Consider the following 20386-nt stretch of genomic DNA (forward strand, 5'->3'; position numbering starts at 1 on the left):
ATCTCTCCCTTTTATGTTTTATACAATAGATATTGTTTTAATAGAGGCCGGCTTTTGCTGTGTTCCCCTTGCAAATGCCGTGGTGCCTGTTCTGGCGACCTCTTTAATCCCGTATGGTTTCAACAATTCGATTAAGGCTTCAATTTTGCTTGATTCGCCTGTCACCTGAACGACGACGCTGTCTTTTGCGACATCGACGACAGAGGCTCGAAACGGCTCGATCACACCGTTTATTTCCGCCCTGCTGGAAGGAGGCGAAACGACTCTGATTAACGCCAGTTCCCTTTGGACGATTGATTGATTCGTAATATCTGTGACTTTCAACACATCAATTTGCTTATTTAATTGTTTTGTCAGCTGCTCCGTTTCTTTTTCATCTGCCACATGGACGACAAATGTGATCCTGGAGATGCCCTGTGTTTCAGTGTGGCCCACCGTAATGCTTTCAATGTTGTAATGCCGTTTTGTAAACAAACCCGTGATTCTGTTTAAGACGCCGGTCTGATTCAAAACCGTCAGCGTGATGATTCTTTTCAAGGTTTCACCCCCACCATTTCATGCAGCCCTTTTCCTGGCGCAACCATTGGAAAAACTTTTTCCGCCTGTGCTACCTGAACATCGATGACCATCGGCTCTTTCGATGTCAAAGCGGCTTCGAGCTTTTCTTCCGCTTCTTCATCAGATGTAATCCGCACACCTTTGATGCCGTAAGCTTCAGACAGTTTGATGAAGTCCGGCTGTGACGTGAATTTTGAGTGCGAATAGCGTTCATCATAAAAGATTTCCTGCCATTGCCGGACCATTCCGAGACAGCGGTTGTTCAGGACAACGACTTTAATCGGAAGATTCAGATCATGGATGACGGCGAGCTCCTGAAGCGTCATTTGAAATCCTCCGTCACCGAGAATGGAGACAACCGTTGCATCTTGATCAGCGAGCTGAGCGCCGATGGCCGCTGGAAGTCCAAATCCCATGGTTCCGAGCCCTCCTGAAGTGACCCATCTGTCAGCTTTTTGGAACGGATAAAATTGTGCGGCCCACATTTGATGCTGCCCTACATCCGTTGTCACAATCGCTTCACCTTTTGTAAAGCGGTGAATGTATTCGATCAGCTTCTGAGGTTTAAAGCCTTCTTCCTCATTCTCTTCATACCAGAGCGGATATTCGTTTTTCCAGTCCGCAAGCTGCTGTTTCCATTCATCAGAAGCGCTCGGCTTGCCGTTTTGCTTGATCAGCTCTCTGAGCACAAGCTTGCTGTCTCCGACGACAGGGATATGTGTCTCAACGTTTTTACCGATTTCAGCCGGATCAATGTCAATGTGGGCGACTTTTGCAAACTTGGCGAAATGCTTCAAATTCCCTGTCACCCTGTCGTCAAACCGGGCGCCGATGCTGATCAGCAGGTCGCATTCGTACAGCGCCATGTTGGCGGCATATGTGCCGTGCATCCCCGCCATTCCGAGAAAGAGCGGGTGATCGGCCGGGAAGCCTCCCAGACCCAAAAGCGTATGGGCGACCGGAATCTGCTGCTGTTCGACATAATTTTTTAATTCTTCTGACGCTTTTCCGTGCAAAACACCCGCACCCGCCAGAATGACCGGTTTTTTCGCTCCGCTGACCGCTTCAACAAGCTTTCTGATCTGCAAGTAATTCGGTTCTTTCGTCGGCTGATAGCCCGGAAGATGAATGTCATGGTCATAGCTGAATTCACCTTCGACGACAGCGATATCTTTCGGAATGTCGATTAAAACGGGACCCGGTCTCCCGGTTGTCGCAATGTGAAACGCTTCTTTGATGATCCTCGGCAGGTCTTCGGCATTCCGCACCTGATAGCTGTGCTTTGTAATCGGCATCGTAATTCCGATCACATCCGCTTCCTGAAAGGCATCAGAGCCGATGACCGATGTCGCCACCTGCCCCGTAAACACAACCAATGGCAATGAATCGATCATCGCGTCGGCAAGACCTGTCACAAGGTTGGTCGCGCCTGGGCCTGACGTGGCGACGACGACGCCGGGTTTTCCGGAAATTCTCGCATATCCTTCAGCTGCGTGAATGGCGCCCTGTTCATGGCGCGTCAGCACATGAAACATGCCTGACCCGTACAGCTTGTCGTAAATCGGCAGAACCGCCCCGCCCGGATAACCGTAGATTACTTCAACATTTTCCTGTTTTAAAGCCTCAATCAGCATTGACGCCCCTGCCATTGTTTGTGTACATTGGGCATTTTCTGCATCCAACTGTACATTCGTCCCCATTTTTCTTCCTCCTTATCAAGTGATGATCATCACTGTTCGTTCACAATTGTTTTGTCATTTTGCAATGTATGCTGTAAAGCATTCGTTTCCAAACTGCTTTTACAGCTAAAAAAGCCTTCCCGCCCACAATTGACGCTGCTCACCTCGCAGGCCAAAGGGGCGAAAAGGCTTTTCTTTCCGCGGTACCACCCTTGTTCACGGCTTTTTACAGCCGCCTTATGGATAATCGCTTATCCGGTTTAATAACGAGTGAACCTTCATGTGTTCACCCGGCCGGCCCTACTAAATCGAGAAAATCGTTCAGGCTGACGCTCAGAGGGGAGTTCACGGCGGATGCCATCACCGGTTCCCAGCACTCCCGGCTCTCTGCAGATGGCGTTTCCGCTGCTACTTATCCTCTTCTACGCTTATCCTATTCAGCTGACACTTAAACTTTGATCTTTGATGTTTACTTTTTCCCCTTCGCGCACGACGCGCTCGCGGAACTTTTCAAGCATCCGGTTTGTATGCACTCCCGGCTTGCCGTCTCCAATCTGTCTGCCGTCCACCTTGACAACCGCGATCACTTCGGCGGCGGTTCCGGTTAAGAACACTTCGTCCGCCGTATAAACATCATGGCGGGTAAACGGCTCTTCTTTCACTTCATAGCCAAGCTCTTCGGCAATTTCTATGATGGCATTGCGCGTAATCCCTTCCAGCGCTCCGATATAGCCCGGCGGTGTTAACAGTTTTCCGTTTTTATAAATGAATACATTATCCGCGGAACCTTCGGCCACATAGCCTTGGTCATTGAGCATGAGCGCTTCGCTGACACCCGCCATCTGCGCCTCGATTCGGACAAGAATATTATTTAAATAGTTTAGGGATTTCACTTTCGGGCTTAAGACATCGGGCCGGTTTCTTCTCGTCGGAACCGTGATGATATCAATCCCAGTTTCATATAAATGTTTCGGGAATATTGCCAATGGTTCGACAATAATAATGACACTCGGTTTTGAGCAATTGTTCGGATCGAGTCCGAGATCGCCCGCCCCTCTTGATACAACCAGGCGAATGTAAGCATCTTTAAGCCCGTTTTTTTCAACCGTTTTGAGAACGTGCTGTGTTAGTTCTTCCTGCTGAAAAGGGATTTCCAGCAAAATCGATTTTGCCGAATCATAGAGCCGGTCCATATGTTCCTTCATTCTGAAGATGTTTCCGTCGTATACCCTGATCCCTTCAAACACACCGTCCCCGTATAAAAATCCGTGATCATAGACCGATATTTTAGCGTCTTCTTTTTTAACGAGTTTGTCGTTTAGGAAGATCCACTGGTCTTTCTGGTCCCCCATGCCCTCTTGCACACCTTTCTGTTGTAAATGAACGCTTTAAACGAGTAAAAAATGATGATGCGGGAACCCGATTTCCCGCCGTCTTCCTCGGGAAAGATGAAATGTTTTCAATTGATTTGTTCTTTTGTTTGAACTCATATTACGCCCCTTTACAGGCAGTGTCAACCGTATTTTTTAAAATTATTAGACAATTTAGATTAATCAATCTACTTGTATACGCTTACATTATTGATATAAAAGGAAACGTAAAAATAAAAAACAATTTTAACTTTTTTCTTTAATCTATACACAATACACAATTCGAACAACGTTTCCTACGATTTTGTTATATTTTATGACACAAAAAATAAACACCGACCTGTTTAATCGGTGAGATTTTTTATCAATCAAGAAGTACAAACTCCATTTTTGTAAATTGTCATAAAATGTTAGAGAAATCAATATAAACGGGGGAATATGATGACAACCTTCATTTCATACAATCCGTATATTCGGATTCCAAGCTGGGATACCCGCCAGTATCCATATCCCGGGTATTTTGGATTTTCCCAGACATACGTGTATAACCCTTCCATGCATGCGGGCCAAACTGTGTTCTATCCGTTCGGCAACGTGTTGACCGGACCCATCCTCGGGGATTTCGGAATTGGTCATACCGGCGTTCCATTCATGGGAGCACACGGATTCACCGGATCGTTCGGCGGTTACAGAATGTAAGGAGGGGAGCAGCAGGCTTCCCCTCTTTAAACAACACCTTGAGCGATCATCGCATCTGCTACTTTGATAAACCCCGCGATATTGCAGCCGTCGATCAGATTCCCGGCTCTGCCATATGCAGAAGCGCACTTTTTACTGCTTCGGTAAATGTCCGTCATGATGGCGTGCAGTCTGGCATCCGTTTCTTCTGCCGTCCAGCGCCATCGCGCGCTGTTTTGCGCCATCTCCAGCGCAGAAACGGCAACACCGCCGGCATTTGCCGCTTTGGCGGGAGCGAATAAAATGCCCGCATCTAAAAACCGCCGGACAGCATCTTGATCACAAGGCATGTTCGCCCCTTCACCGATGGCTTTAACACCATTCATGATCAATGTTTCAGCTGCTTGTTCATCAATCTCATTTTGCGTTGCACAAGGAAGCGCGATATCGCACGGAACGGACCAGACACCTGAGCACCCCGGAACATAGCGTGCTTCAGGATGAGCTTTTACATATTCGCTGAGTCTTTTGTTCTCGCTTTCTTTAAGCCGTTTGACCGTATCAAGATGGATGCCGTTTTGATCATATACATACCCGTCAGAATCGCTGCAGGCTACAACTTTGGCGCCGAATGCAGCCGCTTTTTCCATGGCATAGATCGCCACATTCCCAGATCCCGAGACGACGGCGGTGCTGCCTTTAAAGCTCATCCCTTGGTCTTTCAGCATGTCTTCTACGAAATAGACAAGCCCGTAGCCTGTCGCTTCTTTACGTATCAAACTTCCCCCGTACTCAAGGCCTTTTCCTGTCAATACACCGGCATCATAACGGCTGCGGATTTTTTTATACTGTCCGAACATCCAGCCCACTTCTCTCGCCCCGACGCCAATATCCCCAGCCGGGATGTCCGTGTCAGGGCCGATATATTTGTACAGTTCATTCATGAAGCTTTGTGTAAAGCTCATGATCTCTCGGTCTGACTTGCCCTTCGGATCAAAATCTGCCCCGCCTTTACCACCGCCGATCGGAAGTCCTGTCAGCGAATTTTTAAAAATCTGCTCAAAGCCTAAAAATTTGATGATGCTGGCGTTTACCGACGGGTGAAATCGGATCCCTCCTTTGTACGGACCGATGGCACTATTGAATTGAACACGGAATCCGCGGTTCACCCGGACAATACCCTGGTCATCCACCCACGGAACCCTGAATACAATCATTCGCTCCGGCTCTGCGATCCGTTCCAAAATACGCTGCTCTATATACTTCGGATGCCTCGCGAGCACAGGGACGAGCGAATCAAATATTTCTTTTACCGCTTGAAGAAATTCGCTTTCATGACCATTTCGCTGTCGGACGGTTTCATAGGCTCTTGTCACATAATCTTTTGCCGCTTGCACATTGGTTTGTTCAGCTTTTTCAAGTACATGCACCTTTCTTCAGCCCCTTTTCTCAATCAATGTCTATCGTACATTGGAAGATTTTCTATCATGGTAAATTTTACATCTGAGAAAGGCGTTTCTTCAATCTGGAAAACAGATGAAACCGTTGCTTTTATGAGATGTTTACCAGAAAGCGAAAATAAGCGGGTACTAAGCCTTGGCGGCACTCGCCTTCAATCAGGGGCGGAACGGACTATAACCGTGAAAATGCCGGCCGCATGTTTCATTTTTTCTGCAGTCTGTATGGTTGTTTTCTCCGGTCTGACGCCATTTTTCGTTGATTGACAGATGAATATGCATCCCGGTTTTACCCCGCAAAAAAATGATGATTTCAGCATATAAAATAAAACACATAGCTCCCCGTATTTCAGGGCAACACTATGATTAAAAACGGGGTGTTGTGATGGATAAGAAATACGAAGATTTGTCAAATGTTGAGACGCAGCGAGAATTCCTTGCAGCCGAGGAATTTCCCGAAGGGGCCTATGGAGCCGCGGCGGGCAAAAACGAGCCTGTTGAAAACAAAGAAACGCCATGGCGGGAAGGTCAGCAATATTACAGCAATTTCACATATGAATTCAGAAATCTGCACCAAGGGCTGCCAAGGCAGTATCCGGGTGCACACCCAACTCATGACGAAGATGATCAAAACGAGGAATAATAATCAAAAAGAGCCGTTCTGCACGGCTCTTTTTCAATATTATTGAAGCGGTTGTTGGAAATTTTGATTTTGGTTTTGCTGCTGCTGGTTTTGCTGACCTTGTTGGCCTTGCTGTCCCTGCTGTCCTTGTTGCCCTTGCTGGTTAAAGGACTGCTGCGCCTGTTGCAGCGCTTGGCTCATTTGGTTCATCGCCTGATTTGTCTGGATGCCTTGGAGGGCTTGATTTAGCTGTTGGACAGCCTGCTGAATGCTTTGTTGAATCTGCTGATCTGTTTGCTGCATTTGCTGCTGAGATTGAGAGCTGAATTGCTGGATTTGCTGCTTTAATTGATTGATTCCCTGACTTAATTGAGAGCTCTGCTGGCCGCTTTGACCTTGCTGCTGTGAACCCATTTGAGAAACGGTTTGTTCCAGCTGGGCAAGCTGCTGCTGAATGTTCCCGAATTCTTGGGCGAATTCGGCATCCGTGATATTGGCCCCAAGCAGCTGTTCATGCTTTTGTTTTTGTTGTTGTTGTTTTTGCTTTTGCTGCTGCTGATTTTGCTGTTGTTTAGTCATACAACATCCTCCTTAAAGTTGATCACATCCTTTATCTTTGTCAATCTTGCCGAAAAAATGAAAGGGAATTTTTAGGATGTTGTTTTTTTGCAAAACAAAAGCCTCAAACTCTTGTATATCAAGGTTTGAGGCTTTCTTATGATGACGTCCCAGGAGAGATTCGAACTCCCGACCGACGGCTTAGAAGGCCGTTGCTCTATCCAGCTGAGCTACTGGGACATATTGAACTATCAGCGACAAGATTTATTATATTCGCATTGTACCAGAAAGTCAACAACTTTTTAGAATTTTTTTCATCACGAGGAAGAAAAAAATTCTTCCTCATGATGGCGTCTGAAGTTGGACATGGTTTGCCAAGCTTTCAATTTCCCGTCCGTTTGTATCGTAAAAACGGACGGACACATCGTCTTTGTCAATGCTTAGTATAGCATAAGTTTTGTCTTTCCGCACCCGCGGAAGGCGGATGCTGCCGGGGTTGATCAAGAGTTTGCCGTCCATCAGCTCACTTCCCGCGATATGGGAATGACCGAAGCAGATGATATCGGCGCCGAGCTCGGCGGCTCTATAGTAAACGTTTAACAGCGACTCTTTAATGCCATACAAGTGTCCGTGTGTGAAAAAGAGCTTGTGTGAGCCGATCGGGACGACGATTTCATCTTTAAAATCCCCGTAGAAATCGCAGTTCCCTTTTACCGTCAAGTAAGAGGCAAGGGCCGGGTGGGAAAAATCCAGCTCGGAATCTCCGCAGTGAATGCTGAGATCCACATCATTCTCATGCCGTTCTGCGATCGTTTGCAGCTCATTTTCAAGGCCGTGGCTGTCGCTGACAATCAACACCTTCATTCCGGCTCCCCCTCATCCAATAAAGCGGTCAGCTTTTTCAGCGCATCCGCCCTGTGGCTGATTTTATTTTTTTCTTCGCTTGAAAGCTCGGCCATCGTTTGATCTTTATCCTTGACGAGAAAAATCGGATCGTAGCCAAAGCCGTTGGTGCCGCGGGGCTCTTCGGTAATGTATCCTTCCACTGAGCCTTCAACCGTTTTCGTTTCCTCTCCGGGAACACATAGGGCAAGCGCACACCTGAACCTTGCCGAACGGTCTTCCTTTTCCACTCCTTCAAGCTCATTCAAAACCTTTTTTAAATTGGCGAGGTCGTTTTTCTCTTCACCGGCATAACGCGCGGAATAAACGCCCGGACTCCCGCCGAGAAAATCGACTGAAAGACCTGAATCATCCGCAATGATCATTTTGCCGGTCTCTTTAGAGATGGTTTCCGCTTTAATGATGGCGTTTTCTTCAAATGTTTGTCCGGTCTCTTCGATTTCGTCCGTATAGCCGATATCCAATAATGATTTGACATCGTAGCCTCTCGGTTCGAGCATCTCTTTGAATTCCCTGACTTTCCCTTCGTTTTTTGTGGCAATGATGACTTCCTTCATTCATATCAAGCCTTTCTCAAGTTATTGTTGAATGGACGCCGCAATATCTCCGAGCATTTCTTTTTGTTTGTCGATGAGTTCTTTGATTCCTTTTTCGGCAAGCTCCAAAAGCCCGTCCAGTTCGTTTCTGGAAAACGTCGCTTCCTCCCCTGTTCCCTGCAGTTCGACAAAGCGGCCGTCGCCTGTCATGACGACATTCATATCGACCTCTGCACTTGAATCTTCCTGATAGTTCAAATCCAGAATGAGTCCGTGTTCCTGATCAATTCCTACAGATGTGGCGGCCAGAAAATCCGTGATCGGCATCTCTTTGATTGAGCCGTCTTCTACAAGCCGTCCGACGGCCAAGGCCATCGCCGTAAAGGCTCCGGTGATCGATGCCGTCCTTGTGCCGCCGTCCGCCTGAATGACATCACAGTCGATCCAGATGGTCCGCTCACCCAGCTTCTCCAAATCAATGACTGCACGCAGGGCTCGTCCGATCAGCCTTTGGATCTCCATCGTCCGGCCGGACACTTTTCCTTTTGACGATTCCCTGATCGTCCTTTGATTCGTCGCACGGGGCAGCATGCTGTATTCCGCCGTCACCCAGCCTTTTCCTTCCCCTCTTAAAAAGGGCGGGACGCGGTCTTCTACAGAAGCGTTGCATATGACCTTTGTATCGCCGACTGTGATCAGGACCGATCCTTCGGGATGCGTGATAAAGTCAAGCTCCATCGATATGGGTCTCAGTTCATTGTTCTCTCTTCCATCGTATCTCATGTTTTACCTCCGATTATATGTACATAAACATTCCCAATCATTCCGCTTTACACACATGTATTTGAAAAGCTGAATAAAGAAAGAGGCAGCTTTATACGCTCACCTCTTTTTATATAGTATATCAAAAACCTGCGGTTAAAAACTACCTGTGTTCACCCGGCTCGGCCTTGTGACAGGCTTGGAAAGCTTTTCGCCTTCTTCATTCACAAGCTCGGCTTTGCCATTTACCGTGACGGAAACGCTCTTAATATCCGGAAGTTCGGTCAATGTCAAAACGATGCTGTTTAAAACCTCGTCTGAAATCACTTTCTTTTCGCCGTCTGCACTGCCGTAAATGGCTTCATTAAAGTCGAGGGTGACATGACCGTCTTCAATTTTCGGCTTGCTTTCAAGTTTTACGTTTCCTTGGAAATCCGACAGCAGCCCGCTTTTGAGGCTTGGGCCCTCCGTCAATTCTTTAATCGCCGCCGTCACCGGATCGCTTTCTGTGCCTGATGTGCGCTTTGTCACCGGTACATAATACTCACCTTCATCCGACTCCGCCAAATAATAAACGGTCACAGGTTCTGTCGCCGTTATATCGGTCACTCCGGCTGTCTCGATGTTAATACCGTCTTTACGGCTGAGCTCTTCTGAAAGCGGTGTGCCGTTGACAGGCATTTCTTTTAAATCATGGCCGTTCATGCGGATTTTCACTTTATCAATCGAGTTGAACTGGGTCAGTGTCCATGTGATCGCCTGAACGATTTTTTGTTCATCTTCGGCCTTATAGTTTTTAAATTCATTCGAGAAATCGGCGATCGCTGTCCCGTCTTCTTTAATATCGACATTGACGGCTGTGTCCGCCGGAAGCACGGCTCTGAATCCATTCGGCAGTATGTTTGAGACCGGGCCTCCTTCAACAAGGTATTCGAGCGATTGTTTGGCCGTTCCCTCCTTTTTTGGAAGCGGCAGCGTCTGGGCTGTCACATAACCGTTTTTATCTATCAGATAAAGCTCTCTCATGACTGTATCACTATTTTCTGCAGCTTTATGATCACCGGTCGTTTTGTCTTCTTTGTCCTCTTTCTTGTCTTCCATCTTATCCATTTGGTCTTGATTCTTCTCCTCTTTTACATATGTGATATCCTGCGGCGGATCTATTTCCTCTGAGGCCTGATCTGACTGAAATAATCCGCACCCGGAAAGAAGCAGCGCGGAAGCTGTGACTGTGACCGCGATTCCTTTCATTCCTTTTTTCAGCATACTTTTCCCTCCTAAGGCAGTTTGTACTATTATGTATACGAGCCCATTTGTGAATTAGACCGTTTTTTAAAAATTCGTTTTCATGTATGAAAGCTTGCTTTAAAAAAGAAAAACCTCTTCTTTTTCAGAACAGGTCTGCTTTAGGGAGAAGATGCAAAAAAGCTGCCGTTTGCGGCAGCTTTATTTCAGTATGCTTGTTTCATTAAGCGAGATACTTTCAACATTTTTCACTTCATATCCAAACCAATCGTTGGCGATTTTTTTAAAGCGGTCGCGTTCTCCGGTTGTTAAAAATTGATGTTCTGGCGGCAGCGGGTTTTGGTTTAACAGTCCGTTGTAGGACAAAATCGTGCTGACCTCTCTCGCCGTCTCATCCCCGGACGAAATGATGCTGACCCGCTCCCCCATATAGCGCTGAATCGGCTCTTTTAAAATCGGATAATGCGTACATCCGAGAATCAGCGTATCAATGGAGGAATCCCGGAGCGGATAAAGGGAAGATTTCACAATCTCATCGGCCGTTTCATCCAAAAATTGACCGCTTTCCACAAACGGTACGAACATGGGACAGGCCAAATTTTCCACCGTCAGATCGCTGTTCAATGAAAGCAGCGCTTCTTCGTATGCTCCGCTTTTGATCGTATTTTCCGTTCCAATGACACCGATCCGCTGATTTTCCGTCACTTTAATGGCGGTTCTGGCGCCCGGCTGCACCACACCGATGACGGGAATCGCGACCTCCCGGCTGATTTCCTCCAAAGCAATCGCCGTTGCTGTATTGCAGGCGATGACGAGCATTTTAATGTGGTGGCGGGATAACAAGTAGTTTGTCATTTCCCATGTATATGACAGGACTTCTTTTCTGTCCCGCGGTCCGTATGGACATCTCTTTGTATCTCCGAGATAAATGATGTTTTCTTTTGGCAGCTGTCTCATGATTTCTTTCGCAACGGTCAAACCGCCAACTCCCGAATCAATGACTCCTATCGGTTGATCCAACAAAATCGCCTCATTTTCTGTTCATTTCCTGCTGAAGTTTGATTAATAATTTTTCGAAATCGGCTGTCTCCTCTTCCGAAAACGCTTCTAACATGTTTTCAAGATAATCCTGTCTTTTTTGAATAACCTCCTGGATGATCCGTTCTCCTTCCGATAAAAGACGAATCCGGACAACACGCCTGTCTGACGGGTCTTTCACCCGTTCAACAAGGTTGTTTTTCTCCATTCGGTCAATTAAATCTGTCGTGGTGCTGCACGCCAGATACATTTTTTGGGATAATTCGCCGATCGTCATGTCCCCGTATTCATACAGCCACTGCAGACCGACAAACTGGGGAGGTGTAATCGTATATTGGGTAAGAATTTCTCTTCCTTTTTGCTTAATGATGCCCGCGATATGGCGGAGAGATTTCTCAATATCTGCAATGTGATTCAAAGAAGCTTTTGAATTCATGTCCTCTACCTCGCTCAACTCGTTGTTTTGTTTGCAAAACACTCGAGTCTATTTTCCTTCTTTTCTACAGAAATTGCAAGGCTTCAACATGAATATACAACTTGCGCGGGCAAAACAAATAACCGGTTCCCTTCTTATTCAAGAAGGAATACCGGCTCAATTTAGAGCTCTAGCTCACCCATTCGAAGAAGTTCAACAACAGCTTGCGAACGGCCTTTCACACCCAATTTTTGCATTGCATTGGATATGTGATTACGAACAGTCTTTTCACTTATAAAGAGCTCGCTTGCGATTTCCTTTGTTGTCTTGTCTTGAACGAGCAATTCGAACACTTCTCTTTCTCTTTTTGTTAGCAGCGGCTTTGATTGAAACTCTTTCTCCTTCAAGTATTGTAACCCTCCTTGCTAAGGTGAGAGCTGATCTGAAACGAATGGGTTTCGATATAGTCGTGATATCATATGAAGCAAACGCAAGGTCGGTGACGTTTCTGAAGGAGAAAAGGGGCCGCTTCTGCACCTATTTTTTTGGCGAAAACGATTGGCAGGCGTACAGGGTCACCCGCCTCTGGCTCCACTGGAAGTGTTTAAGGTAAGCATTTCATGATCCAGGCGATCAGCCGCCATCTTTTTGTAATATATGCATGTGATTTCTTTTTTTGAACAGCCCCGATGATTTGTGCGGCAGCCTTTTCAGGAGAAGCCGCCCAGAACAGCTTTTCTCCCTTAGCAAGTTTTGTTTGCACAAAGCCGGGCTGAATATCGGTCACATATATGTCAGCGTATCCGCGCTTGTTCATTTTTTGTCTAAGGCCTTGCAAATAATTTGAGACGAACGCTTTTGAGGCGCTGTAGATAACGGCTGATCCATTGCCTCTCAAAGCGGCAACAGATGAGATGCCGATCAAATGGCCGCTTCTGTTTTCCGTGAAATGATCCACAAACACGTTTGCACAGGAAATAAAGCCGGACACATTGACATCAATCGTTTCTCTTTCCTTTTGCGGGTCCATCTCGCTTTCCAAATAGCCGACACCTGAACAGATGAAAACCGCATCCACCCTTCCCATCTCAAAAATCAGATCGTTTAACTGCATCTTCGCACGTTCACCGTCAGCCACGTCTATCTTTTTGATATACGAATGACCCGGCAGTGCATCCCGCAATTTGACAAGCCGCTCTTTCCGTCTTGCGGCAAGTCCTAATATTACGCCTTCCGCTGACAGCCTTTCCGCCAGCGCTTTGCCGATTCCGGAGCTGGCGCCGATGATGACCGCTTTTTTCATCTCGTTCTCCTTACAGATTATTTCTCAGGAAATGAGTTAATGCCCAAGCCATTTCACTTTTTGTTCATCTGTCCAGTTTTCTGGCTTCCCTGTATCTTTTGCAATCTGCACCATGACAGCCTTTCCGGTGAAACACGGCTCACCGGCGTCATTAATCGCCAAGTAGTGAAGGGTAAGCGAGGCATTGCCGACAGCTGCCGTTTTGACGCCGATCTTTAAATTCTCGTGCAGCATCACCTGCCGAAAATAATCGCATTGCTGGCTGGCGACAACGGGAATCGTCCGGCTCTCTCCAAGACGATCCATTGTCTGAAGGTGTTTAAAATAAGAAATGCGTGCTTCTTCAAAATAAATAAACGGTGTCACATTGTTCATATGACCGAACATATCCGTTTCCGAAAAGCGGACGGACACTTCATCAAAAAAAGAAAATGACCGGCACCATTTCTCAAACGGTTCCTCAATATATTCCGGCAGCTTCAATGTTTTCCATCCCCTTTTCATCATGAAAACACCTCTTCAAACTGAAGAGGTGCGTTTTCCAATTATTCTGTGTTGTCGCTTCCAAAGAAGTTTTTAAACGCCTGCACGGTTGTATCCCTGTTTAAAGCAGCGATTGATGTCGTAAGCGGAATTCCTTTCGGACATGACTGCACACAGTTTTGCGAATTTCCGCATTCCGCCAGTCCGCCGTCTCCCATAATCGCTTCAAGCCGCTCAGACTTGTTCATCGCTCCTGTCGGATGAGTGTTGAATAAGCGTACCTGTGAAAGCGGAGCAGGTCCGATAAAGTTCGTTTTGTCATTGACGTTTGGACAAGCTTCAAGGCAAACGCCGCATGTCATGCATTTTGACAGTTCATAAGCCCACTGCCGTTTCTTTTCAGGCATTCTCGGTCCAGGACCCAAATCGTATGTGCCATCGATCGGAATCCATGCTTTAACCTTCTTCAACGAATCGAACATCCGGCTCCGGTCGACCTGAAGGTCGCGGACAACGGGGAATGTTTTCATCGGTTCGAGACGAATCGGCTGTTCAAGCTTATCGACCAGCGCAGTACACGATTGTCTCGGCTTTCCGTTAATGACCATGGAGCAAGCGCCGCATACTTCTTCAAGGCAGTTCATATCCCATGCAATCGGCGTTGTTTTTTCCCCTTTTGCATTAACCGGATTCCTTCTGATTTCCATTAAAGCGGAAATGACGTTCATGTTCGGACGGTAAGCAAGTTCAAATTCTTCCTGATAAGAGTCGGAATCTGCCGTATCCTGACGAGTGATGATAAACTTGATTGTCTTATTTTCACTCATGATTTCGCCACCTTTTTCTTCGAGTAATCCCGTTTGCGCGGCGCGATTAATGAAACATCGACATCCTCATAATGGAATTTCGGAGCTTCAGTATCGCCTGCATGTTTCGCCATTGTCGTTTTCAGCCATTCTTCATCATTTCGTTCAGGGAAATCCGGTTTGTAATGGGCTCCGCGGCTTTCGTTCCTGTTGTATGCACCGAGCGTGATCACCCTTGCCAGCTGCAGCATGTTTTTCAGCTGACGGGTAAAGACAGCGCCTTGGTTGCTCCATTTTGCCGTGTCATTAATATCGATGTTCTGATAGCGCTCCATCAGCTCCTGGATTTTTTCATCCGTCTGCAGAAGCTTGTCATTGTGGCGCACAACCGTCACATTGTCGGTCATCCACTCGCCAAGCTCTCTGTGAAGGACGTAGGCATTTTCTTTGCCGTCCATCTTCATGATGTCCGCCCATTTTTCTTCCTCTTGTTTGACATAGGCATCGTAAATAGAGGAAGATAAATCCTCGGCGGATGCTTCCAGCCCTTGTACGTATTTCACCGCATTTGGACCAGCCACCATGCCGCCGTAGATGGCGGACAAGAGCGAGTTCGCCCCGAGGCGGTTTCCTCCGTGCATGGAATAATCGCACTCTCCCGCGGCAAACAGCCCTGGAATGTTCGTCATTTGATCATAGTCAACCCATAAGCCGCCCATTGAGTAATGGACCGCAGGGAAAATTTTCATCGGCAACTTGCGCGGGTCGTCGCCCATAAATTTCTCATAGATTTCGATAATGCCGCCAAGCTTAATGTCAAGCTCTTTCGGATCTTTATGGGAAAGATCAAGGTAAACCATGTTTTCGCCGTTGATTCCGAGTTTCTGTCTGACGCAGACATCGAAAATTTCGCGTGTCGCGATATCGCGCGGGACGAGGTTTCCGTATGCCGGATATTTTTCCTCAAGGAAATACCAAGGTTTACCGTCTTTGTATGTCCAGACTCGTCCTCCTTCACCGCGCGCCGATTCGCTCATCAGCCTGAGCTTGTCGTCCCCCGGAATCGCCGTCGGGTGAATCTGGATGAATTCTCCGTTCGCGTAATACGCTCCCTGCTGATAGACGACCGAAGCCGCTGATCCCGTATTGATCATGGAGTTCGTCGATTTTCCGAAAATGATGCCCGGTCCGCCGGATGCCATGATGACGGCGTCCGAACGGAAAGAATCGATTTCCATTGTCGTTAAATTCTGAGCGACAATCCCTCGGCACTTGCCGTCATCGTCAAGCACCGCTCCAAGGAACTCCCAGCCTTCATATTTTGAAACAAGCCCTGCGACTTCATAGCGGCGAACCTGTTCATCAAGCGCATACAAAAGCTGCTGTCCTGTCGTTGCACCAGCATACGCCGTTCTGTGGTGCTGCGTTCCTCCGAAACGCCGGAAATCGAGCAGCCCTTCCGGCGTTCTGTTGAACATGACGCCCATGCGGTCGAGCAGATGGATGATCGAAGGCGCGGCTTCACACATTGCTTTGACCGGCGGCTGGTTGGCCAAAAAGTCGCCGCCGTATACCGTATCGTCAAAATGCTCCCACGGAGAGTCGCCTTCACCTTTCGTATTGACCGCACCGTTGATTCCGCCCTGCGCACATACAGAATGTGAGCGCTTTACCGGAACGATGGAAAATAATTTTACATTTGTTCCTGCTTCCGCAGCTTTAATGGTCGCCATCAGACCCGCAAGTCCTCCGCCGACAACGATGATGCTTGAATTGCTCATGCCAGCCCCACTCCCTCTAGTAATCTAGTTCTTTTACACAAATGCCAAAATCGCTCTCAGCCCTACATAGGACAGCACAACAAAGACTCCCATTGTCACAAACGTAGCGATTCGCTGCGAACGCGGAGAAACGGTAATTCCCCAAGTAACCGCAAACGACCATAAACCGTTTGAAAAGTGGAAGATTGTTGAGAGGACACCTACAATGTAAAAGCCGAGCATGATCGGGGAGCTCAAAATATCAGCCATCATGTCAAAGTTTACTTCAGCCCCCATTTGGGCGGCGATCCGCGTTTCCCAGACATGCCAGCTGACGAAAATTAACGTAATGATTCCTGTGACACGCTGCAGAACGAACATCCAGTTTCTAAAAAATCCGAATCTGCCCGCATTGCTTTTCGCTGTAAACGCTATGTACACACCATAAACGGCATGGTAAATCAGCGGAAGGAAAATCACAAAGATTTCCAAAGCGTACCTAAACGGCAGGTTTTCCATAAAATGAGCGGCATTGTTAAACGCCTCTTCTCCGCTTGCCGCAAAATGGTTGACAACTAAATGCTGAATCAAAAAAATGCCCACCGGTATAACGCCAAGCAAAGAATGCAGTCTTCGATACACAAATTCTCTGTTCCCGGCCATTGCTTAACCCCCTAGTTGAAAAGTGCCGTAAAAATGAATGGTCTCCTATCCCCCGTCCTGTTTCAAATATCGCACTTTGTTAAGTTTTTATGACAATTTCATTTTACTCCTATGAGAAATAGGCGTCAAGAAAACGCGTACATAAATTGAAATTTTCTAAAATTTAATCATATTTTTGAAAATTTTATTTTATCAAAATATAAATATATCAGATTTTTTTCTTTTCAAACGCATCTCTCCGCTGTCATCTTCCCCCCCGTTTGGGCTATAATAAACGGAGGAAAGAGGGGAGACATTGGACAATGAACAAATATGAAGCAAATTTAGCGCAATTAAAAGATCTGGAAGTCTCCGCATATGGATATGAGCTGATCAGGGAAGTGCTGCTTCCCGATATGCTGGGACAAGAGTACGCAGATATGATGTATTGGGCCGGCAAAAACTTGGCCCGCAAATTCCCGCTTGATTCATGGGAGGATATCCCTGGATTTTTTCATGATGCAGGCTGGGGAACGCTTGCGATCGTCCATTCAAAAAAGCAGGAGCTCGAATTTGAACTGGAAGGCCCTTTGGTCTCCAATCGCCTCAAATATCAGAAAGAGCCCTGCTTCCAGCTTGAAGCCGGGTTTATCGCCGAGCAGGTCCAGCTGTTGAATGAGCATATTGCCGAATCGTATGAGCAGGTAAAAAAAAGAGCCGGAAAAGTTGTGTTGACAGTCAAATGGGATATGAAAGATCCGGCATGATAATCGAAAGGCTGCATTTTCAGCAGCCTTTTTCAATAAAGCCTAAATCAACGCGCGCTTATTCAATCGGCTGTTGACAATGTCCACAGTCTTCCAACAACAATGTTATCGTCATGCAGAATCTTGATTTTTGTGTATGTGTTCCCTCGCTTTCTGTATAAATTGTTCTTCAATTTTGAGAAGCAATGTATTGCGTTTAAAAATGTCAGAGCTTAATTCGTTAATATACAGATCTTTTGCCTTATCATCATGATCGATGATGGAATTGCGCTTCAGCCTGTTTAAACGGTCGTCATCTCCAGCAATCAGCTTTGAATACAGCTTCCCTGTCTCTTCTTTGTTATTTTCTATCAATAAATTGATTTCTTCCAAATAAGCAATTGCGTTCAGAACAGACCTTTTTTGTTTATTTTTAATGGAGCCGAGCCCTTCCGCTTCTAATTCATTCAAGACATTTTGAAATATCTCGAGCCTTTTGCGGCTCTCCATATCAAACTTCACTTGCATAAAATATAAATAAAAAAACAATGCATGCAGACAGGTCAGGCTCAATTTTCCAATGGAGGCATCCTTCTCTTGCTGCAGTTCTTCCTCCAATTCCTTCAGCAAAAAATCAAATTGCTTCTCCGTTTTATATGACAGCAATTCCACGTTCAGAAAATGCAGTTTTGCATACAGGCTATTGGTTAAAATCGACAATACAGCCAATCCGTCCGTAAATAACAATGTGACTGTCCCTATTACATATGAGAACATGCCAAAATATAAAGCATATTCATGATGAGGTATAAAGTTCAGAAAGATCCATCCCGTCAAAAAGCTTGTGAGTGGACCACCCAGCAGACCCGCGACGAATTTCCCCTTTTCTTTTTGATACGTTTTTTTGTTTTTAATGGATTTACCATATAAAAAAACTGCGCCGCCAAAATATTTGTGTTTCCATCGAAATGTTATTTTCTTATTTTTAAACATGATGAACGGTCCGACTGCCAGCCATTGTACATGATGCCTGACGATGCATCCGAAAAGAACGTGCCCCAGCTCATGTACAACAATGCTGGCAATAGCTGCCACGAACACTGGACCTATTGTATGTATTAATGCAGTCATAATGTAATTCCTTTCTCCGCCCTTATTATGGTAATTGTAGCACACCCCGCCCTCGGGCAAAAAAAGAAACCCTAGAGAGAGCTCTAGGATTATTTTTATTTGGCAGCCACGCTTATTTTCGATAGTTCAAACGCATCATGAAGCGCTTCAACAGCTTTCACCATGTCGCTGTCACTGATGACGGTGGAGACTTTGATCTCGGACGTGCTCACCATTTTGACCTGGATGTTCTTCTCTGCCAGCACCGCAAACATTTCCGCGGCTACGCCCGGGTTTGAGATCATGCCGGAGCCGACGATCGACACTTTGGCGAGCCTGTTTTCCGTCTCGATCTGTTCGTAGTCGAGCGCGTCTTTGTATTCTTCAAGCACTTCTACCGTTCTGGACAGGTCTTCCGTTTTCACTGAGAAAGAAATCGACGTTTTGCTTGTGGCTGTCACCGATTGAATGATGATGTCCACGTTGATGTTCTGTTTAGCGAGCGTTGTAAAAATCGTTGACAGCGTCGTCAGGCCGCTCGCCAGGCCGCATACAGTCACGCGTGTGATCTGATCTTCAAATGCAATTCCTCTTACGATTAAATTCTGCTCCATGGATGATTCCTCCTCGATTAATGTGCCTGCTTCTTTTTCCATGCTTGAGCGCACTTCCAGCGGCACCTGATAGTTCTTTGCAAATTCGACGGCTCGCGGGTGCAGGACGCCTGCTCCAAGGTTGGCAAGCTCAAGCATTTCATCATAGGAGATTCCGGCAAGCTTCCGCGCTGTTTTCACATAGCGGGGATCGGTTGTGAAAACCCCCGGTACATCGGTGTAAATATCGCATTTATCGGCTTTCAGGGCTGCTGCGAGGGCAACGGCTGTCGTATCTGATCCGCCTCTGCCGAGCGTTGTGATTTCGCCTTCCGCTGTCGTGCCCTGGAATCCGGCGACAACGGCGATTTTCCCTTCATTCAGGCGCTCTTTCAGCTTGTCTGTATCAATGTTCGTAATCCTTGCGTTACCGTGAATATTTTCGGTTTCGATGCCGGCCTGCCAGCCTGTATATGAAACCGCATCATACCCTTTTTCCTCTAAAGCCATTGTTAATAAAGAAATCGTCACCTGCTCTCCTGTGGAAAGCAGCATATCCATTTCCCGCCGGCTCGGCTGATCTGTGATTTCCCTGGCAAGTGCGACGAGGGAATCCGTCGATTTTCCCATGGCGGAAACAACGACGACGACGTCATGCCCCCGCTTTTTTTCTTCGATGACCCGATTTGCGACATTCAAAATTTTTTCCACTGATCCGACGGAAGTTCCGCCAAATTTTTGGACGATGAGACCCATCAAATACCACCCTTTTTGTTTTCGTTCGTGCACGTTTATGTATGAAGAGGAAAGCCTTGATCTTCCGGCTTGTACGGTTTTAGCGTACAAAAAAAGCAATGAGAGAATTCCCTCATTGCTTGAATCAACAAAAACAGCCGATGATCTAAAACAACGAGATAGCTCTCCAAGAAAATGACTTTCTTGACAGCCCCACATTTGTTCAATGTAAAGCCAGCAGATAAAACGAATGGATTTTTACCCGCTTCGGCGACGCTCCCCTTTCAGCTTCCTTCTTTGAAATCCATCTTTCTCCGAAAGCCTACTCTTGAAGTTCGCACCTCTATCTTCACCATATAACACGATCTTATTATGAAATTAGTACAA

General features: G+C 46.6%; 23 protein-coding genes, 1 tRNA gene, 1 riboswitch and 1 other annotated feature. Of the genes, 4 read left to right on the forward strand and 20 right to left on the reverse strand.

Translation table 11 applies throughout. The features are described from left to right. Positions 1-18: 18 nt before the first annotated feature. From ilvN to ilvE, 3 genes are all read right to left on the reverse strand, one after another. Complete coding sequence (ilvN, locus tag M654_RS17495; RefSeq protein ID WP_026588150.1) at positions 19-537, reverse strand: acetolactate synthase small subunit; 519 nt, start codon at positions 535-537, stop codon at positions 19-21. Then, positions 534-2258, reverse strand: a complete 1725-nt coding sequence (ilvB, locus tag M654_RS17500; RefSeq protein ID WP_026588151.1) for an acetolactate synthase large subunit — start codon at positions 2256-2258, stop codon at positions 534-536. The genes ilvN and ilvB overlap by 4 nt, the downstream gene beginning before the upstream one ends. A gap of 152 nt (positions 2259-2410) precedes the next feature. Beyond that, positions 2411-2671 (reverse strand) — a binding site (T-box leader). Between the two features lie 3 nt (positions 2672-2674). Continuing rightward, complete coding sequence (ilvE, locus tag M654_RS17505; RefSeq protein ID WP_026588152.1) at positions 2675-3589, reverse strand: branched-chain-amino-acid transaminase; 915 nt, start codon at positions 3587-3589, stop codon at positions 2675-2677. A gap of 459 nt (positions 3590-4048) precedes the next feature. Between ilvE and M654_RS17510 the strand changes: the two genes are divergently transcribed. Next, positions 4049-4306, forward strand: coding sequence for a hypothetical protein (locus M654_RS17510; protein ID WP_236251148.1), 258 nt, complete (start codon positions 4049-4051; stop codon positions 4304-4306). A 26-nt stretch (positions 4307-4332) separates the two neighbouring features. On the opposite strand, the gene gdhA is transcribed toward M654_RS17510, so the two are convergent. Next, entirely contained in the window at positions 4333-5715 is a 1383-nt protein-coding gene (gdhA, locus tag M654_RS17515) for an NADP-specific glutamate dehydrogenase (protein ID WP_026588154.1), read from the reverse strand. 57 nt (positions 5716-5772) lie between these two features. Here gdhA and M654_RS17520 point away from each other — a divergent pair, with 57 nt between their 5' ends. Continuing rightward, a complete protein-coding gene (locus M654_RS17520; protein ID WP_152520982.1) occupies positions 5773-6009 on the forward strand; it encodes a hypothetical protein in 237 nt (78 codons plus the stop codon). Positions 6010-6127: 118 nt separating this feature from the next. Further along, entirely contained in the window at positions 6128-6385 is a 258-nt protein-coding gene (locus M654_RS17525) for a hypothetical protein (RefSeq protein WP_026588155.1), read from the forward strand. Between the two features lie 39 nt (positions 6386-6424). Here the strand turns inward: M654_RS17525 and M654_RS17530 are convergent, their stop codons facing one another. The 14 genes from M654_RS17530 to M654_RS17595 form a co-directional block, all read right to left on the reverse strand. Continuing rightward, on the reverse strand, positions 6425-6943 hold the full coding sequence (locus M654_RS17530; protein WP_026588156.1) for a hypothetical protein: 519 nt from the start codon (positions 6941-6943) through the stop codon (positions 6425-6427). 145 nt (positions 6944-7088) lie between these two features. Then, a tRNA-Arg gene (locus M654_RS17535) sits at positions 7089-7162 on the reverse strand. A 102-nt stretch (positions 7163-7264) separates the two neighbouring features. Further along, positions 7265-7786 carry a YfcE family phosphodiesterase gene (locus M654_RS17540; protein ID WP_026588157.1) on the reverse strand — a complete coding sequence of 174 codons (522 nt, stop codon included), beginning with the start codon at positions 7784-7786 and terminating at the stop codon, positions 7265-7267. Beyond that, positions 7783-8382: an XTP/dITP diphosphatase gene (locus M654_RS17545; RefSeq protein WP_026588158.1), complete on the reverse strand. Its 600-nt coding sequence runs from the start codon at positions 8380-8382 to the stop codon at positions 7783-7785. Before M654_RS17545 ends, M654_RS17540 begins: the two co-directional genes overlap by 4 nt. A gap of 21 nt (positions 8383-8403) precedes the next feature. After that, positions 8404-9144, reverse strand: a complete 741-nt coding sequence (gene rph / locus M654_RS17550; protein WP_026588159.1) for a ribonuclease PH — start codon at positions 9142-9144, stop codon at positions 8404-8406. Between the two features lie 135 nt (positions 9145-9279). Continuing rightward, on the reverse strand, positions 9280-10389 hold the full coding sequence (locus M654_RS17555; RefSeq protein ID WP_026588160.1) for a GerMN domain-containing protein: 1110 nt from the start codon (positions 10387-10389) through the stop codon (positions 9280-9282). Between the two features lie 180 nt (positions 10390-10569). Continuing rightward, positions 10570-11391 carry a glutamate racemase gene (racE, locus tag M654_RS17560; RefSeq protein ID WP_142246095.1) on the reverse strand — a complete coding sequence of 274 codons (822 nt, stop codon included), beginning with the start codon at positions 11389-11391 and terminating at the stop codon, positions 10570-10572. A 7-nt stretch (positions 11392-11398) separates the two neighbouring features. After that, positions 11399-11842 (reverse strand): MarR family winged helix-turn-helix transcriptional regulator, encoded by a 444-nt coding sequence (locus M654_RS17565; protein ID WP_026588162.1) that lies wholly within the window; start codon positions 11840-11842, stop codon positions 11399-11401. A gap of 161 nt (positions 11843-12003) precedes the next feature. Next, positions 12004-12228: a spore germination transcription factor GerE gene (gene gerE / locus M654_RS17570; protein WP_003184172.1), complete on the reverse strand. Its 225-nt coding sequence runs from the start codon at positions 12226-12228 to the stop codon at positions 12004-12006. 197 nt (positions 12229-12425) lie between these two features. Next, the gene (locus M654_RS17575; RefSeq protein ID WP_026588163.1) at positions 12426-13124 is read right to left on the reverse strand and encodes an SDR family NAD(P)-dependent oxidoreductase; all 699 of its coding nucleotides are present in this window, start codon (positions 13122-13124) and stop codon (positions 12426-12428) included. A 36-nt stretch (positions 13125-13160) separates the two neighbouring features. Then, entirely contained in the window at positions 13161-13607 is a 447-nt protein-coding gene (locus M654_RS17580) for an acyl-CoA thioesterase (RefSeq protein ID WP_026588164.1), read from the reverse strand. A 62-nt stretch (positions 13608-13669) separates the two neighbouring features. Continuing rightward, entirely contained in the window at positions 13670-14434 is a 765-nt protein-coding gene (sdhB, locus tag M654_RS17585) for a succinate dehydrogenase iron-sulfur subunit (protein WP_026588165.1), read from the reverse strand. Continuing rightward, a complete protein-coding gene (sdhA, locus tag M654_RS17590) occupies positions 14431-16194 on the reverse strand; it encodes a succinate dehydrogenase flavoprotein subunit (RefSeq protein WP_026588166.1) in 1764 nt (587 codons plus the stop codon). Before sdhA ends, sdhB begins: the two co-directional genes overlap by 4 nt. 33 nt (positions 16195-16227) lie before the next feature. Continuing rightward, entirely contained in the window at positions 16228-16836 is a 609-nt protein-coding gene (locus M654_RS17595; protein WP_026588167.1) for a succinate dehydrogenase cytochrome b558 subunit, read from the reverse strand. 302 nt (positions 16837-17138) lie between these two features. Here M654_RS17595 and M654_RS17600 point away from each other — a divergent pair, with 302 nt between their 5' ends. Continuing rightward, the gene (locus tag M654_RS17600) at positions 17139-17582 is read left to right on the forward strand and encodes a YslB family protein (RefSeq protein WP_026588168.1); all 444 of its coding nucleotides are present in this window, start codon (positions 17139-17141) and stop codon (positions 17580-17582) included. 111 nt (positions 17583-17693) lie between these two features. Here M654_RS17600 and M654_RS17605 read toward each other — a convergent pair whose 3' ends face one another. Both M654_RS17605 and M654_RS17610 read right to left on the reverse strand, forming a co-directional pair. Then, complete coding sequence (locus M654_RS17605) at positions 17694-18692, reverse strand: site-2 protease family protein (RefSeq protein WP_026588169.1); 999 nt, start codon at positions 18690-18692, stop codon at positions 17694-17696. 95 nt (positions 18693-18787) lie between these two features. Continuing rightward, entirely contained in the window at positions 18788-20020 is a 1233-nt protein-coding gene (locus M654_RS17610; RefSeq protein ID WP_026588170.1) for an aspartate kinase, read from the reverse strand. Positions 20021-20171: 151 nt separating this feature from the next. After that, a riboswitch (Lysine riboswitch) is annotated at positions 20172-20353 on the reverse strand. Positions 20354-20386 lie beyond the last annotated feature (33 nt).

The sequence above is a fragment of the Bacillus sp. NSP9.1 genome (assembly GCF_000465465.2).
In the GTDB taxonomy this organism is placed as follows: Bacteria; Bacillota; Bacilli; order Bacillales; family Bacillaceae; genus Bacillus; species Bacillus sonorensis_A.